This is a genomic window from Pseudomonas sp. H1_F01 (assembly GCF_054681425.1).
Map to the genome: position 1 here is coordinate 2,351,182 of NZ_CP162823.1, position 15,256 is coordinate 2,366,437.

Genomic DNA, 15,256 nt, shown 5'->3' on the forward strand with positions numbered 1-15,256 from the left:
CATTTGCTACCATCCGGGACTTTCACGGATTTGCCTGAGGTTTTACCCACCATGCCGGTCGTTCGCAGCAAGATTTGCGGGATCACCCGCGTCGAGGACGCGTTGGCGGCGGTCGAGGCCGGGGCCGATGCCATCGGGCTGGTGTTTTACGCCAAGAGCCCGCGCGCGGTGACGGTGCAGCAGGCGAGGGCGATCATCGAGGCCCTGCCGCCGTTCGTGACCTCGGTGGGCCTGTTCGTCAATGCCGGTCGTTGCGAGTTGGGCGAAATACTCGATGCGGTGCCGCTGGGTTTGTTGCAGTTCCATGGCGACGAGGCCCCGGCCGATTGCGAGGGCTGGCATCGCCCATACATCAAGGCGTTGCGGGTCAAGGCCGGGGATGACATTGCCGCCAGTTGCGCAGCTTTCGCCGGTGCCAGCGGCATTTTGCTGGACACCTATGTGGAAGGCGTTCCCGGAGGGACCGGTGAAGCGTTCGATTGGTCGCTGGTGCCCCAAGGCCTGGACAAACCGATTATCCTGGCCGGTGGCCTGACCGTGGACAACGTGGCTCAGGCCATTCGCCAGGTTCGCCCTTACGCGGTGGACGTGAGCGGAGGTGTGGAGCAGAGCAAGGGCATCAAGGACCCTGCAAAGATTCGTGCATTCATGGCCGCTGTGCGCAGTAGCCAGTCGTCAATGTGACGGCTGGCAGACTGCCGCCGTCCATACCAGCACTGTACAAAGCAGGCAGGTGCCGCCTCCGGGTGGGCCGATAGCGAAGTGGTAGCCGCCGTGCGGTTGCCGGGATGGCTGAGGAAGGTTGGGTTGCACGCAGGTCATGTTTTGCACTGACCGTGGCGGCCCCTCGACTCGCCGCACAATGAATTTAGCTCAAGGGCATACGCGGGGCCGCGAACCAAAGCGTTCGGGCCGCCGGTACTGGAGAAAGAAAGCATGAGCAACTGGTTGGTAGACAAACTGATCCCTTCGATCATGCGTTCCGAGGTGAAGAAAAGCTCGGTGCCTGAAGGTCTGTGGCACAAATGTCCATCCTGCGAGGCGGTGCTGTACCGTCCCGAACTGGAAAAGACCCTGGACGTTTGCCCCAAGTGCAACCACCACATGCGCATCGGCGCGCGTGCCCGTATCGACATTTTCCTCGATGCCGAAGGCCGTGTTGAGCTGGGTGCCGACCTGGAGCCAGTGGATCGCCTGAAATTCCGCGATGGCAAGAAATACAAGGACCGTCTGACCGCTGCCCAGAAGCAGACCGGCGAAAAAGATGCGCTGATATCCATGAGCGGCACCCTGCTGGGCATGCCGGTGGTGGTCTCGGCCTTCGAATTTTCCTTCATGGGCGGTTCCATGGGCGCCATCGTCGGTGAGCGCTTCGTTCGTGCCGCCAACTACGCTCTGGAAAACCGTTGCCCGATGATCTGCTTCGCCGCTTCCGGCGGTGCGCGGATGCAGGAAGCGCTGATCTCCCTGATGCAAATGGCCAAGACCTCCGCGGTGCTGGCGCGTCTGCGCGAAGAAGGCATTCCGTTCATCTCGGTGCTGACCGACCCGGTCTACGGTGGTGTTTCCGCCAGCCTGGCGATGCTGGGCGACGTGATCGTCGGTGAGCCGAAAGCCCTGATCGGCTTTGCCGGCCCGCGCGTGATCGAGCAGACCGTGCGTGAAAAACTGCCGGAAGGCTTCCAGCGCAGCGAGTTCCTGCTGGAGCACGGTGCCATCGACATGATCATCCATCGCCAGGAGCTGCGTCCGCGCCTGGGCAACCTGCTGGCACAATTGATGGGTCTGCCGACGCCGAAATTCGTCGCCGCACCGATCGAGCCGATCGTGGTTCCGCCAGTGCCTGCCGGGCTATGACCCAACGCACCCTGGGCGACTGGCTTGCCTACCTCGAGCAGTTGCATCCATCGGCCATCGACATGGGGCTGGAGCGCTCGCAAACGGTAGCGTCCCGCATGGGACTGGCCAAGCCGGCGCCCCGGGTCATTACCGTCACCGGCACCAACGGCAAGGGGTCGACCTGCGCCTTCGTGGCCTCGTTGCTGCGGGCCCAGGGGCTGAGCGTCGGTGTCTACAGCTCGCCGCACCTGCTGCGCTACAACGAGCGGGTGCAAGTGAACGGCGTCGAAGCCACTGACGCCCAGCTGTGCGAAGCCTTTGCCGCGGTGGAAGCCGGGCGAGGCGATACAACCCTCACGTATTTCGAGATGGGCACCCTGGCGGCGTTCTGGTTGTTTGCCCGTGCCGGTCTCGATGCGGTCGTGCTGGAAGTCGGCCTGGGCGGACGGTTGGATACGGTCAACCTGGTGGACGCAGACATTGCACTGGTCACCAGCATTGGCGTGGACCATGCCGATTACCTGGGCGATACCCGCGAATCCGTGGCCTTCGAGAAGGCCGGCATCTTTCGCCAGGGCGCGCCTGCGCTCTGCGGCGATCTCAATCCTCCCCAGCCGTTGCTGGACAAGGTTCGCGAATTGAACTGCCCGTTCTTTCTGCGCGGGCGGGATTTCGACCTGGCGATGACCGAGCAGCACTGGCAATGGCGCGGCAGCGACCTGCAGGGCAATCCGGTGGAATTGCACGATCTGCCCTTGCTGGACCTGCCGATGGAAAACGCCGCCCTGGCGCTCCAGGCCTACCTGTTGCTGGGCTTGCCATGGGATGCCGGGCAAATCGTCCAGGCGCTGCAGGCGACCCGTGTGGTCGGGCGCCTCGATCGTCGTCGGTTCGATTGGCAAGGCAAGCGTCTGAACCTGTTGCTGGATGTCGGCCATAACCCCCACGCGGCGCAGTACCTGGCCGAGCGCCTGGCACGGCGGCCCGTGGTGGGGCGGCGCCTGGCGGTGTTCGGGCTGCTGTCCGACAAGGATCTGGATGGCGTTGTCGAGGCGTTGGGTGCTAGTGTCCAGCATTGGGCGGTGACGCCACTGGATTCGCCGCGCTCGCGTACCGCGGCGCAGTTGCAGGAAGCCTTGCAGCGCCATGGCGCTTCAGTGCAAGCCTACGCTAGCGTGGCCGATGCCTTGGAAGGGCAGTGCGCCCTGGCGACGGCCGATGATGAAATCCTGCTGTTCGGATCATTTTTTTGTGTTGCCGAGGTCCTTCAATGGTTGGCCCGGCGCTCCACGGAGGAGGCTGCAGATGGCATTGCTGGATAAGGCGTACAAGCAGCGCATGGTCGGGGCCCTGGTGTTGGTGGCCTTGGCGGTGATTTTCCTGCCGATGCTGTTTTCCCGTCAGGACGAGCAACGCCAGGTCACGGTTGACGCGCCAGCCGCGCCCCAGGCGCCTTCGGTACCGCCTGTGCAGGTTGAACCGGTGGCGGTGCCCGAGCCCCAGGCATTGCCTCAGGAACCTGTCCCGAGCGACGAGGAGCTGGCCGAGCAGTCGGCGCCGTCGATGCCGATTGCGCCTGCACCTGCACCCGCAACGCCTGCGCCTGCCGCACCGAACAAGCCGTCAGTCGCTCCGGCTCCAGCCCCCGTTCCGGCCGCTCCAGCGGTCAAGCCGGCCCCAAGCCAGCCGATTACTGCCGCCACGACCAAGCCGGACACCACGCAAAGTCGCGTGGATGCCAATGGCCTGTCGGTCAGTTGGTCGGTGCAACTGGCCAGCCTGACCAGTCGCGAAAGTGCCGAGAACTTGCAGAAAACCCTGCGCAGCCAGGGCTACAACGCCTACATCCGTTCCGCCGATGGCAAGAATCGGGTGTTTGTCGGCCCGCTGATCGAGCGTGCCGAAGCCGACCGCCTGCGTGATCTGCTCAGCCGCCAGCAGAACCTCAAGGGTTTTGTGGTGCGCTTCCAGCCAGAGCGCGGCTGACAGCGATTTAGCTGATTTGAATCGTGCAGCTTACCGACAGCCCTGCGCTCTGCTAAAATGCGCCGCCTTATCCGTCTGTAGGCTGCACCGTGCCATTTACCTGGGTTGACTGGGCGATCGTTGCGATCGTCGCCATCTCCGCATTGATCAGTCTGAGCCGCGGCTTCGTCAAGGAAGCCCTCTCGCTGCTGACCTGGATCATCGCGGGAGTCGTAGCCTGGATGTTTGGTGGTTCGCTGTCCCAGTACCTCGCCGGATACATCGAAACTCCGTCGGCTCGCGTGATCGCGGGCTGTGCCATCTTGTTTATCGCCACCTTGCTGGTTGGCGCAATGATCAATTATCTGATCGGCGAACTGATTCGCGTCACCGGGCTTTCCGGGACGGACCGGTTCCTGGGCATGGCCTTTGGCGCCGCGCGTGGCGCGTTGCTGGTGGTCGTGGCCGTCGGGCTCTTGAGCCTGGGGCCGGTACAGCAGGATACGTGGTGGCAGGAGTCCCGGCTCGTGCCACAATTTCTATTGGTCGCAGACTGGTCCAAAAACCTGATCCTGGGTTGGAGCAGTCAGTGGCTTGCCAGCGGTATCAGCGTACCCGCTGAAATACCGTTCAAGGAACACCTCTTGCCGATGGCCAAAACGCCGCAGTAAGTGTTGTTCAGTTCAGATCCATTAAGTAGGGGTTGCGTCGCATGTGTGGCATCGTCGGTATCGTCGGTAAGTCGAACGTCAATCAGGCGCTGTATGACGCGCTAACCGTGCTCCAGCACCGCGGCCAGGACGCTGCCGGTATCGTGACCAGCCATGACGGCCGGTTATTCCTGCGCAAGGACAACGGCCTGGTGCGTGATGTGTTCCACCAGCGCCACATGCAGCGCCTGGTCGGTCACATGGGTATCGGCCACGTGCGCTACCCGACCGCGGGCAGCTCGACGTCGGCTGAAGCCCAGCCGTTCTACGTCAACTCGCCGTACGGCATCACCCTGGCGCACAACGGCAACCTGACCAACGTCGAACAACTGGCCAAGGAGATCTACGAATCTGACTTGCGCCACGTCAACACCAATTCCGACTCGGAAGTGATGCTCAATGTGTTCGCTCACGAGCTGGCCCAGCGCGGCAAGCTGCAGCCTACCGAAGAAGACGTGTTCGCCGCCGTGACCGACGTGCACAACCGTTGCGTCGGCGGCTATGCGGTGGTGGCGATGATCACCGGCTACGGCATCGTCGGTTTCCGCGATCCCCACGGTATCCGCCCGATCGTGTTCGGCCAGCGTCACACCGACGAAGGCGTCGAATACATGATCGCCTCCGAAAGCGTGTCCCTGGACGTGCTGGGCTTCACCCTGATTCGCGACCTGGCCCCGGGCGAAGCGGTCTACATCACTGAAGACGGCAAGCTGCACACCCGTCAGTGCGCGACCAACCCGTCCTTGACCCCGTGCATCTTCGAACACGTCTACCTTGCGCGTCCGGACTCGATCATCGACGGCGTCTCGGTCTACAAGGCCCGCCTGCGCATGGGTGAAAAACTGGCCGACAAGATCCTGCGCGAGCGTCCGGATCATGACATCGACGTGGTCATCCCGATCCCGGACACCAGCCGCACTGCGGCCCTGGAGCTGGCGAACCACCTGGGCGTCAAGTTCCGCGAAGGTTTCGTGAAGAACCGCTACATCGGCCGGACCTTCATCATGCCGGGCCAGGCTGCACGGAAAAAGTCCGTACGCCAGAAGCTCAACGCCATCGAACTGGAATTCCGCGGCAAGAACGTGATGCTGGTGGACGACTCCATCGTGCGTGGCACCACGTGCAAGCAGATCATCCAGATGGCCCGTGAAGCCGGTGCCAAGAACGTGTATTTCTGCTCTGCGGCCCCGGCTGTGCGCTACCCTAACGTCTACGGCATCGACATGCCGAGTGCCCATGAGCTGATCGCTCATAACCGTACCACCCAGGACGTGGCCGACCTGATCGGTGCCGACTGGTTGATCTACCAGGACCTGCCGGACCTGATCGAAGCGGTCGGTGGCGGCAAGATCAAGATCGAGCACTTCGATTGCGCGGTATTCGACGGCAAGTACGTCACCGGCGACATCGACGAGGCCTACCTGAACAAGATCGAGAACGCACGTAACGATGCGTCCAAGGCCAAGACTCAGGCGGTCAGCGCGATCATCGATCTGTACAACAATTGATTAACCAACCGGCCCTGAGGGGCCGGTTTGCGTTTAAACCGATTTCAGGAGTGACAGCATGAGTCAGGATTGGGATGCCGGTCGGCTGGACAGCGACCTTGAGGGCGTAGCGTTCGATACCCTGGCGGTTCGCGCGGGTCAGCACCGTACACCGGAAGCCGAACATGGCGATCCGATGTTTTTCACCTCCAGCTACGTGTTCCGCACCGCTGCCGATGCAGCCGCACGGTTTGCTGGCGAAGTGCCGGGCAACGTCTACTCGCGCTACACCAACCCGACCGTGCGGGCTTTCGAGGAGCGCATCGCCGCCCTGGAAGGCGCCGAGCAAGCCGTGGCCACTGCCACCGGCATGGCCGCGATCATGGCCGTGGTGATGAGCCTGTGCAGCGCTGGCGACCACGTGCTGGTGTCGCGCAGCGTCTTCGGCTCGACCATCAGCCTGTTCGAAAAGTACTTCAAGCGCTTTGGCGTGGAAGTCGATTACGTGCCCCTGGCGGACCTGTCCGCTTGGGATGCGGCAATCAAGGCCAATACCAAGCTGCTGTTCGTCGAGTCGCCTTCCAACCCCCTGGCCGAGTTGGTGGACATCGCCGCGCTGGCGGAAATCGCCCACGCCAAGGGCGCCATGCTGGTGGTCGATAACTGCTTCTGCACCCCGGCGCTGCAACAACCGCTGAAGCTGGGTGCGGACGTGGTGGTGCATTCGGCGACCAAGTTCATCGACGGCCAGGGCCGTTGCATGGGTGGCGTGGTGGCCGGTCGTAGCGAGCAGATGAAGGAAGTGGTGGGCTTTTTGCGCACCGCAGGCCCCACCCTCAGCCCGTTCAACGCCTGGATTTTCCTCAAGGGCCTGGAAACCCTCGGCCTGCGCATGAAAGCCCATTGCGCCAATGCCCAGGCCTTGGCTGAGTGGCTGGAGCAGCAGGATGGCATCGAGAAAGTGCATTACGCCGGCCTCAAGAGCCATCCACAACATGACCTGGCCTTGCGTCAGCAACGTGGTTTCGGCGCGGTGGTGAGCTTTGAGGTCAAGGGGGGCAAGGAGGGCGCCTGGCGCTTCATCGACGCGACCCGGTTGATTTCCATCACCGCCAACCTGGGTGACACCAAGACCACCATCACCCACCCGAGCACCACGTCCCACGGTCGCCTGTCGCCCCAGGAGCGTGAATCGGCGGGTATTCGTGACAGCCTGATCCGCGTTGCGGTCGGCCTGGAAGACGTGGCTGACCTGCAAGTCGACCTGGCCCGCGGGTTGGCGGCCTTGTGATCGAGCTGGCTACGCCGCCGAGCGGCACTCATGGCCGGGTTGCACTGGTTACGGGCGCCGCACGGGGCATCGGCCTGGGTATCGCTGCCTGGTTGATCTGTGAAGGCTGGCAGGTGGTGCTGACCGACCTGGACCGCGAGCGCGGTTCCAAGGTGGCGAAGACCCTGGGCGACAATGCCTGGTTTATCGCCATGGACGTGGCGGACGAGGCGCAGGTCGCCACCGGTATCGCCGAGGTGCTCGGGCAGTTCGGGCGGCTCGACGCGCTGGTGTGCAACGCGGCCATCGCCGACCCGCACAACATCACTCTGGAAAGCCTGGACCTGGCCTATTGGAATCGGGTCCTGGCGGTGAATCTGGGTGGGCCGATGCTGCTGGCCAAGCACTGCGCGCCGTATCTGCGCGCTCACAACGGCGCCATCGTCAACCTGGCCTCGACCCGCGCTGCGCAATCGGAACCCGACACCGAAGCCTATGCGGCGAGCAAGGGCGGCTTGCTGGCCCTGACTCATGCCCTGGCAATCAGCCTCGGGCCGGAGATCCGGGTCAACGCCGTCAGTCCTGGCTGGATCGACGCGCGCGATCCCTCCCAGCGTCGTGCACAGCCGCTGACCGACGCCGATCACGCCCAGCATCCAGCGGGCAGGGTAGGCACGGTAGAGGATGTGGCGGCGATGGTGGCGTGGCTGTTGTCGCGCAATGCCGGTTTTGTCACGGGGCAGGAGTTCGTGGTGGACGGCGGCATGACCAAGAAAATGATTTATACGTAAGTGCGGTTGCGGGTGCCGTTTGAAACTGTTTTGAAAAAACTTCAACCCTGCTATTGACTTAGCTTCGGTACCTGCGTAAATTTCGCGGCCTCAACGAAGCAAAGGGTGATTAGCTCAGCTGGGAGAGCGTCTGCCTTACAAGCAGAATGTCGGCGGTTCGATCCCGTCATCACCCACCATGTTTTACGAGAGTTTTGCGAAAGCAAGACGGAAGCTGTCAAAAGCCTCCACCGACGCGCAGCGGTAGTTCAGTCGGTTAGAATACCGGCCTGTCACGCCGGGGGTCGCGGGTTCGAGTCCCGTCCGCTGCGCCATATTTTCCGAAGCAGGCTTCGCCTGGTTCGAGATTCAAGCCCAAGGGTTTGGATCAGACGAGTTAACTGGACGCAAGTCCATAGCGATACGCAGCGGTAGTTCAGTCGGTTAGAATACCGGCCTGTCACGCCGGGGGTCGCGGGTTCGAGTCCCGTCCGCTGCGCCATATCTGCTTCGAGGCCCACTGAACGCCTTGAAGCTAAGAAGCAAGCTGCAAAGCTACTTCTAGTCGATAGCAAAGACCCTGGTCGAAAGACCGGGGTTTTTTGTTTTTGCGATTTGAAAGATTGGAACAAGCCAGTGGCGAGGGAGCTTGCTTGTGGCGAGGGGATTTAGCGAAACGTCGCACCGCCCCGCTGGGCTGCGTGAAGCAGCCCTTTGGTGATGTGTTGTCGTTCTCAGAACCCCAATTTATCCCGCAACCCGTAATACCAAGCCCCCATCGCCGCAAATGGCGTACGCAACAACTGACCGCCGGGGAAGGGGTAGTGGGGCAGGTCCGCAAACGCATCAAAACGCTCAGCCTGACCTCGCAGCGCCTCAGCTAGGACCTTACCCGCCAGATGTGTATACGTCACGCCATGGCCACTGCAGCCCTGGGAATAATAAATGTTATCCCCCAGCCGCCCGACCTGCGGAAGACGCGACAACGTCAGCAGGAAATTTCCGGTCCAGGCGTAATCGATCTTCACATCCTTGAGCTGCGGGAAGGCCTTGAGCATCTTCGGCCGAATGATCGCCTCAATGTTCGCCGGATCCCTAGCGCCATACACCACGCCGCCCCCGAAGATCAGACGTTTGTCGCCCGTCAGTCGGTAGTAATCGAGCAGATAGTTGCAGTCTTCGACGCAATAATCCTGAGGCAGCAGGCTATGAGCCAGTTCATCGCCCAACGGCGCGGTGGCAATCACCTGCGTACCACAAGGCATGGATTTGGCCGCCAGCTCTGGCACCAGATTGCCCAGGTAAGCATTGCCCGCCACGATAATGAACTTGGCCCTGACCTTGCCCTGTGGCGTATGCACAACCGGGCTGGGACCCCGCTCGATGCGCACTGCTGGCGATTGCTCATAAATCACCCCGCCCAGCGACTCCACAGCCGCCGCTTCGCCCAAGGCCAGGTTGAGCGGATGAATATGCCCGCCGCTCATATCGAGCATGCCGCCCACATACTCATCGCAAGCCACCACCTCGCGAATACGCCGCTGATCCAGCAGCTCCAGCTGGGTATGCCCGAATCGCTCCCATAAACGCTTCTGCGACTCCAGGTGGCCCATCTGTTTAGCGGTAAGGGCGGCGAATACACCACCGTCCTTCAAATCACACTGAATCTGATACTTCGCCACTCGCTCGCGAATGATCCGTCCACCCTCGAACGCCATGTTGCCTAGCAACTGCGCCTGTTGAGGGCCAACGCTGCGTTCGATCACATCAATGTCGCGGCTATAACTGTTAACGATCTGCCCGCCATTGCGACCCGAAGCCCCAAAACCGACCTTCGCGGCCTCAAGCACGGTGACCTTGAAACCGTTCTCCAGCAAAAACAGTGCAGAGGACAGGCCGGTGTAACCAGCGCCGATCACGCAAACATCCGTCTCGACGTCATCCTGCAGGGCAGGGCGCGGAGGAACCGGGTTGGCCGACGCGGCGTAATAGGACGCTGGATAGGATGTGTTCGCCATTCTGCAACCTCTGTTTTATATTTTTTACGAATGCAGCGATCCTACCCGAGATAAAAATCGGCCGCCAGCCACCGCAAAATCTTCGTTGCCTTGGCGAAATTAAATATTTTGCATATTCATAGGGTTAGGTGAAAAAAAGGTGTTGACACCCCTCCGGAATTCCGTAGAATGCCGCCTCACAGCAGGCACGTAGCTCAGTTGGTTAGAGCACCACCTTGACATGGTGGGGGTCGTTGGTTCGAGTCCAATCGCGCCTACCAAACAAAATCCGCTCTGCTGGGCGGTCTAGAAGGGCTCACCGAAAGGTGGGCCCTTTTTTGTTGGCGCACATAAGGACATGGTCATGCGGGTTGTCACTTCCGTAACTTTTCTTGCTTTAGCACTCGCTGGTTGCTCTGGAATACCTTCAGTTCCATACGAAGAGCCTGCTCAATCAGAGGGAGTGGCGCGTGTTCGCGTTATCACGAACTCTGATGTGTACGGAGATAGCGTCGTTGGCAGTTGTGCTCCTGCTACCCGGCATAAGATGGCTGAAGCCGGACGTTTCGGGCAGGACGGTACGGCGAGCATCAACTATCCGCAGTATCCCCTGAAGTCGGCGAGCATTGGCATACCGAAAAGAGTTTGGCCCAGTCTTATCCAGTACATCCCTGCAATTCGGATGGGGGAAGGGGCTTACAAAGAGGTCGTGACCGAGTATCGCGTCAGGACGGATCTGCCATTCCAAATTGCAACCCGGGGCGCGACCATTGCGGGCAACGGCAGCTCTTACCTGACCTGTGGTGGCCAGGCGCTCGTTTACAAGCTGGAACCAGGGAAAGACTACGAAGCGGTGGTAGGGGTGCATGGCAGACCAAGCAAAGATGGCGAGCCAGCGCTGATTTGCATGTTGGCGGTTCTCGAACTTACCACTTTGCCTGGCACTTCGATTGTGATTCCCCAAAAGCTGACGCATGCTGCGGCTCCGCAGGTGGTCTGCAAGAACTGATAAGCACAGCCCGCCGTCGAGCGGGTTTTGCGTCTGGCAGAAACGAGAAAGCCCCGATTTTGATCGGGGCTTTCTCGTTGTGGCGAATAAAGACGGCGACTTCAGGTTTTGTGCGAATACATTCTGAAGCCGACAGATCGCAGAACCAGGCAGGAAGAGAACGGGGAGTAACTGAATCGCCTGCTCGAGAAGATCGATTGGGTGATAGCGGGCCTCATTGGGGCCGTGGTTGCGAGTTGGTGGCATAAGGCGACCTGACCAACTGGCGCTCCTGGACGATTTTCCTCCTCACGGCTGTGGCCTGCGCTCTGTACCTAACGGGAATGGTCAGCGACAAGCTTGGTGTCATCGAGGCCAACAGAAAAACGGGGACGAGGAAAACGGGGACAGATTTATCTTTTGCTTCGCTGCGTTGCGAGCTTCCATCGAATGGATTCGCTCGGTTCAACGAGCAGCCGGCTAGAAAATAAATCTGTCCCTTTTCTCGTTTTTCCTCTCGTGTTTCGGCTGCTATAAAGCGGTTATCTTTTTAGGGGAAATTCACATATGCGTTTGATTCAAAAGAGTGGTTTCCTGCTGGTTTTCGTTGCGCTCAGTAGCGTTGGACAAATTTCTTTTCCGACCAATGACGATCACTTTATTGCTGTCACTGCCGTTGCGATCGGCCGCATGTGTGCGGAGCAGAAGCCCGAGATGAACTACTCGCTGCAGAATTTGCTGAGCGTGCCAGATCGTGGGGTAACTTCAGAACTAAAGAAAGAAATTGCTAAAGTCGATGCTGACCCGTCCCTTCAGGATGAAATCATGGCGATCCAAATACACGCGGCTGGGGACTCTTCAGCAATGAAGTACCTCTGTCCAAGCTACGCACCGAAAGACACCAAATAACGGTCGCAGTCCAAGGAATCTGCGTCTGGTCTGTGTAGGGGAAAACGAGGGAAAAGGGGACAGATTTTTTTTGCTTCGCTGCCCTGAGAGCTTCCATCGAATGGATTCGCTTGGGTCAACTAGCTGCCGGCTAGAAAATAAATTCGTCCCCTTTTCCACTTTTCCACTTTTCCACTTTTCCATCCGACGTCAGTTCAGGGTCGAAAGCTGCTTGCTCCGCTATTGCAGCGGAATATACACATCAGTTTGCCAGCGATCCTGCGGTGTCTCGGGATAGATGCTCAGGTAATGGAAGAACAGCGGCTGGTCACGAAGTTCCTCTCCACTGGCAGGAAGCCAATCGCGGTAAATCGGATAGATCGTTTCGCCGATGTGATCCGGTGACCCCTCATGTCGCACCACGACACAGCGACCGCCGGGAATGACGATTTCGCGCACGCCGAACTCATTCGGCGCCACGGCCTCGTGAATTTCGCCGCAGATTGCGAAGCGGAATTCCTGCGCAGGTGTCGTATCGGGGTTGCCATAGGGAATGCCAAAGCTGCGACTCGACGCCACCGGCGACTGTCCGCTCTGCTTACGCCACTCGATGAACTTGCGCACGCTCTCATTGACGAGCCCGGCGGGCCCGCAGTGTTCAAATGCTGCGACCCTGACTTCAGGGAATTGCACGATTCGTATTTGCATGATGATAGTCCTGGAAAAATGAGGGATTGCGAACACCGCATTCCAGACCTGCCAGTTCGGCTCCTTCCTGAACGCACTCGGCGTCATACCGAACGCCCGCCTGAACGCCCTGCAAAATGCCTCCGGACTTTCGAAGCCGGCACCGAGTGCGGCCTCCAGTACCGAGTGATCAGCGGCGGCTAGGCGGTGCGCCGCGCGTCGTAATCGCATCAGTTGCACATAACGTGAAACAGGCACGCCTACGAACGCGGTGAATTGTCGATGAAAGTGAAATGCCGAAAAGTTCGCCACATGGCTCAACGTATTCACCGACAGATCACCTTCGAGATTCTCATTAATGTAGGCGAGGACGGCGTTGAAGCGTTTTGTGTAAGCGAAGTTGGGCGACATGTCAGACACTGGGAAAAGGCTCCTGGAAGTACGGTCGGCAATAGAGTCGACTATAGCGACGTGAACGCGCCTAGCCGCGTTTGCTCAAGCACGTTTTGGGTTGGTACGTGCGATCTCTTCCAAGGCGATGAATCTCGGCCCCCGCGCTCTGCAACGATGCCGGTGTGCGTGATGGCTTTCTGCAATGTTGCCAGATACCTTAGGCAGATCACACAGAGACGATAATCATGAAGGCATTGGTCATAGTGGCCTCACTGTTCGCACTAACTGGGTGTGCCAATCACCCCTTGGACTGTGCAACAGGACTCATTGCGTGGGACGACTGCCTGCCCGGCACCAAGGGTTATACCGTCCGGCAGGAAAGCCTGAAGAATCTTGCAGTTGCGAAAGAACTGCAAGCTGCCAAGGACGACGCTCAGTGTCGGTCCTACGGGGCCACACCCGGCTCTGACGCCTATGTGAACTGCCGTGTTCAGCTTGATAAGACGGGGAAATAACAGGGACAGGCCACGATTGTGAGACGGGCCGATTACAGGTGAACTCAGAGTCGTGGTGTTTCCCCGGTTCCCCGTAATTACGTCGAGTATGAAAACAGGCGCTTGTTAATCGCTCGCCATGTCGGCGGAAAGTACTCAACCAACAGCAACAGCTTGCCCTCTAGCCAGCCGCGTTTATGGGCGTATTTGCATACGTCGATGATGGCTCTGGAAGACTGAATAGGTTAGCCGGCCAGCGGTGAGGTTCCTAGCGTAAAAAAACAAACGAAGCCCAGTTCAAGGCACGTACCCGCGCATTGCGGGCCAAGTCCTATAAGTCAGCGCTCTGTGAGTGATAACCTACGAGTTCTTCTATAAATGATATTGGATGCAGTATGACAAGCTGTTTGAGGACGCTCGGAGCTAGCCTCGCTAACAGTATAGTGATCCCCGCCGCTTGGTTATCGGGGCTTACGACGATAGGACTCTTGTGGGGCATGATAGAGTTTTGGCCCGATAAGCTTTCAGTCGAAGGACGTCAGCTCTTCCTGGCTTCTGTTTCTATTTTTTGCCTCGCCATATGGCACTTGATACGGCGCAAGAGACGAGCAAAAGCACTTGTAGCATCCATCAACCTAAAAGAAGGTCTGAGCCTTGACGCTACGCAGCTGCTCGGCTATCCAAGTCCCCTATTTTTTGTCTTTGACCTCTCCAACAAGAAACTCGCTCAATGCCAAAGCACCACCGGCGACTATCAAATTCGAGACTTCACGTGGGTAACAGGCTGGCAGTGCGAGTGGCAACAGATTGACAGCATGGTGTCGGGCGGCGTTATTCAAATAGTCGATGGGGCAGGCATGAGCGTTCCAGCCGACGAGATTCGGCGTAGATTCATAGGATTCTCACTGGTTTTGACGGTTGCCGATACAAGTCATCCTCTCCTCCGTTTTCCAATGAGCCGGAGCGCAGCTGAAGGGTGGTGTACCCGGTGCAATGAGCTTTTCAAGAGCTAAACACGAAGCGTCACGCCAGAAGATATCTTTAGAACTCGCGGCAGCGCTGCTATAAGGGCTCAAACGAGCGCCGCGAGAGGCATTGACGCAAATTCCTACACAAACCTCGGAAACGAGCGCATTGCAGCATTTGGGTATGCAACTTATTGTCTTTGTGTCGCACAGATGGCGATTCGGGTTTGGCGACTCGATTGAATGAAGCGCAGAAGCTCCTGCTCCTAAATCAATTGAATGAAGGTACTGCTCATGACCCGATACATGCCCATCACCGGCATCGACTGCATCCCCGCGACCCTGCTCATCGACACCGAAGCGCCTCTGGACGTCCTTTTCGAAACCGCCGATTACCGCATCCGCACGGTGACCCAAGTCTTGGAAAATATCGCGTTTCGCTCGGACATCAGCTCAGACACGGTGGTGCTGACGGATTTTTGTAAATTGCTGACCACATCGTTACGTGATGGTTGTGATGTCATGGATGTGATTGGAAGACGATTGCGGGCGCAGGCGGCGGAATAATGAAGACGGGCGACTTATAAGCCGCCCGTTTCGCAAAAGGAGAACTGGGGACGGACTACGATTATGAGACGGTCCGATTACAAGTGAACTCTAAACCGTGGTCTGTCCCCAGTCCCCTACGCGCGAGAGGCGAGCTTATTCAGGGTAAGCGAACACCAAACACACCTTGTGAAACTGACCGGCGCCTCTCCTGATACAAACTCCCCCCGCAACACTACCCCCTGTTCCATCGGCAG

14 protein-coding genes and 4 tRNA genes are annotated in these 15,256 nt (G+C 59.2%); 16 read left to right on the plus strand and 2 right to left on the minus strand.

The window, feature by feature from the left end:
• Positions 1 to 51: 51 nt before the first annotated feature.
• From AB4O09_RS10790 to AB4O09_RS10840, 11 genes are all read left to right on the plus strand, one after another.
• Positions 52 to 684: a phosphoribosylanthranilate isomerase gene (locus AB4O09_RS10790; RefSeq protein ID WP_027912979.1), complete on the plus strand. Its 633-nt coding sequence runs from the start codon at positions 52 to 54 to the stop codon at positions 682 to 684.
• A 252-nt stretch (positions 685 to 936) separates the two neighbouring features.
• Positions 937 to 1,857: an acetyl-CoA carboxylase, carboxyltransferase subunit beta gene (accD, locus tag AB4O09_RS10795; protein WP_003203847.1), complete on the plus strand. Its 921-nt coding sequence runs from the start codon at positions 937 to 939 to the stop codon at positions 1,855 to 1,857.
• A complete protein-coding gene (folC, locus tag AB4O09_RS10800; RefSeq protein WP_460108181.1) occupies positions 1,854 to 3,161 on the plus strand; it encodes a bifunctional tetrahydrofolate synthase/dihydrofolate synthase in 1,308 nt (435 codons plus the stop codon). Before accD ends, folC begins: the two co-directional genes overlap by 4 nt.
• Positions 3,145 to 3,825: an SPOR domain-containing protein gene (locus AB4O09_RS10805; protein ID WP_003203843.1), complete on the plus strand. Its 681-nt coding sequence runs from the start codon at positions 3,145 to 3,147 to the stop codon at positions 3,823 to 3,825. Before folC ends, AB4O09_RS10805 begins: the two co-directional genes overlap by 17 nt.
• Positions 3,826 to 3,914: 89 nt before the next feature.
• Positions 3,915 to 4,475: a CvpA family protein gene (locus tag AB4O09_RS10810; protein ID WP_003179770.1), complete on the plus strand. Its 561-nt coding sequence runs from the start codon at positions 3,915 to 3,917 to the stop codon at positions 4,473 to 4,475.
• A gap of 41 nt (positions 4,476 to 4,516) precedes the next feature.
• Positions 4,517 to 6,022, plus strand: a complete 1,506-nt coding sequence (gene purF, locus AB4O09_RS10815) for an amidophosphoribosyltransferase (RefSeq protein ID WP_003203840.1) — start codon at positions 4,517 to 4,519, stop codon at positions 6,020 to 6,022.
• A gap of 58 nt (positions 6,023 to 6,080) precedes the next feature.
• A complete protein-coding gene (locus AB4O09_RS10820) occupies positions 6,081 to 7,292 on the plus strand; it encodes an O-succinylhomoserine sulfhydrylase (protein ID WP_003203837.1) in 1,212 nt (403 codons plus the stop codon).
• Positions 7,289 to 8,062, plus strand: a complete 774-nt coding sequence (locus tag AB4O09_RS10825; RefSeq protein WP_003203835.1) for an SDR family oxidoreductase — start codon at positions 7,289 to 7,291, stop codon at positions 8,060 to 8,062. The genes AB4O09_RS10820 and AB4O09_RS10825 overlap by 4 nt, the downstream gene beginning before the upstream one ends.
• A 103-nt stretch (positions 8,063 to 8,165) precedes the next feature.
• Positions 8,166 to 8,241, plus strand: a tRNA-Val gene (locus AB4O09_RS10830).
• Positions 8,242 to 8,299: 58 nt separating this feature from the next.
• Positions 8,300 to 8,376: transfer RNA gene (locus tag AB4O09_RS10835), tRNA-Asp, on the plus strand.
• A 90-nt stretch (positions 8,377 to 8,466) separates the two neighbouring features.
• Positions 8,467 to 8,543 (plus strand) — tRNA-Asp (locus tag AB4O09_RS10840).
• 232 nt (positions 8,544 to 8,775) lie between these two features.
• Here AB4O09_RS10840 and AB4O09_RS10845 read toward each other — a convergent pair.
• Positions 8,776 to 10,059 carry an NAD(P)/FAD-dependent oxidoreductase gene (locus AB4O09_RS10845; RefSeq protein ID WP_027912980.1) on the minus strand — a complete coding sequence of 428 codons (1,284 nt, stop codon included), beginning with the start codon at positions 10,057 to 10,059 and terminating at the stop codon, positions 8,776 to 8,778.
• Positions 10,060 to 10,242: 183 nt separating this feature from the next.
• Between AB4O09_RS10845 and AB4O09_RS10850 the strand changes: the two genes are divergently transcribed.
• The 3 genes from AB4O09_RS10850 (at position 10,243) to AB4O09_RS10860 (ending at position 11,935) form a co-directional block, all read left to right on the plus strand.
• Positions 10,243 to 10,319 (plus strand) — tRNA-Val (locus AB4O09_RS10850).
• Positions 10,320 to 10,402: 83 nt separating this feature from the next.
• Positions 10,403 to 11,047, plus strand: coding sequence for a hypothetical protein (locus tag AB4O09_RS10855; RefSeq protein ID WP_460108182.1), 645 nt, complete (start codon positions 10,403 to 10,405; stop codon positions 11,045 to 11,047).
• A gap of 546 nt (positions 11,048 to 11,593) precedes the next feature.
• Positions 11,594 to 11,935: a hypothetical protein gene (locus tag AB4O09_RS10860; protein ID WP_123351038.1), complete on the plus strand. Its 342-nt coding sequence runs from the start codon at positions 11,594 to 11,596 to the stop codon at positions 11,933 to 11,935.
• A gap of 219 nt (positions 11,936 to 12,154) precedes the next feature.
• Here the strand turns inward: AB4O09_RS10860 and AB4O09_RS10865 are convergent, their stop codons facing one another.
• Complete coding sequence (locus tag AB4O09_RS10865; protein WP_375538597.1) at positions 12,155 to 13,012, minus strand: AraC family transcriptional regulator; 858 nt, start codon at positions 13,010 to 13,012, stop codon at positions 12,155 to 12,157.
• A gap of 973 nt (positions 13,013 to 13,985) precedes the next feature.
• Between AB4O09_RS10865 and AB4O09_RS10870 the strand changes: the two genes are divergently transcribed.
• Together AB4O09_RS10870 and AB4O09_RS10875 are read left to right on the plus strand one after the other, a co-directional pair.
• The gene (locus tag AB4O09_RS10870; protein ID WP_230494370.1) at positions 13,986 to 14,501 is read left to right on the plus strand and encodes a hypothetical protein; all 516 of its coding nucleotides are present in this window, start codon (positions 13,986 to 13,988) and stop codon (positions 14,499 to 14,501) included.
• A 246-nt stretch (positions 14,502 to 14,747) separates the two neighbouring features.
• On the plus strand, positions 14,748 to 15,020 hold the full coding sequence (locus tag AB4O09_RS10875; protein WP_003203821.1) for a hypothetical protein: 273 nt from the start codon (positions 14,748 to 14,750) through the stop codon (positions 15,018 to 15,020).
• The last annotated feature ends 236 nt before the right edge of the window (positions 15,021 to 15,256 follow it).

What these genes read in the sequence shown, in the direction of transcription:
- AB4O09_RS10790 (WP_027912979.1), top strand. Translation starts at nt 52, where the DNA reads ATGCCGGTCGTTCGCAGCAAGATTTGCGGGATCACCCGCGTCGAGGAC.
- accD (WP_003203847.1), top strand. Translation starts at nt 937, where the DNA reads ATGAGCAACTGGTTGGTAGACAAACTGATCCCTTCGATCATGCGTTCC.
- folC (WP_460108181.1), top strand. Translation starts at nt 1,854, where the DNA reads ATGACCCAACGCACCCTGGGCGACTGGCTTGCCTACCTCGAGCAGTTG.
- AB4O09_RS10805 (WP_003203843.1), top strand. Translation starts at nt 3,145, where the DNA reads ATGGCATTGCTGGATAAGGCGTACAAGCAGCGCATGGTCGGGGCCCTG.
- purF (WP_003203840.1), top strand. Translation starts at nt 4,517, where the DNA reads ATGTGTGGCATCGTCGGTATCGTCGGTAAGTCGAACGTCAATCAGGCG.
- AB4O09_RS10820 (WP_003203837.1), top strand. Translation starts at nt 6,081, where the DNA reads ATGAGTCAGGATTGGGATGCCGGTCGGCTGGACAGCGACCTTGAGGGC.
- AB4O09_RS10845 (WP_027912980.1), bottom strand. Translation starts at nt 10,059, where the DNA reads ATGGCGAACACATCCTATCCAGCGTCCTATTACGCCGCGTCGGCCAAC.
- AB4O09_RS10855 (WP_460108182.1), top strand. Translation starts at nt 10,403, where the DNA reads ATGCGGGTTGTCACTTCCGTAACTTTTCTTGCTTTAGCACTCGCTGGT.
- AB4O09_RS10860 (WP_123351038.1), top strand. Translation starts at nt 11,594, where the DNA reads ATGCGTTTGATTCAAAAGAGTGGTTTCCTGCTGGTTTTCGTTGCGCTC.
- AB4O09_RS10865 (WP_375538597.1), bottom strand. Translation starts at nt 13,012, where the DNA reads ATGTCGCCCAACTTCGCTTACACAAAACGCTTCAACGCCGTCCTCGCC.
- AB4O09_RS10870 (WP_230494370.1), top strand. Translation starts at nt 13,986, where the DNA reads ATGATAGAGTTTTGGCCCGATAAGCTTTCAGTCGAAGGACGTCAGCTC.
- AB4O09_RS10875 (WP_003203821.1), top strand. Translation starts at nt 14,748, where the DNA reads ATGACCCGATACATGCCCATCACCGGCATCGACTGCATCCCCGCGACC.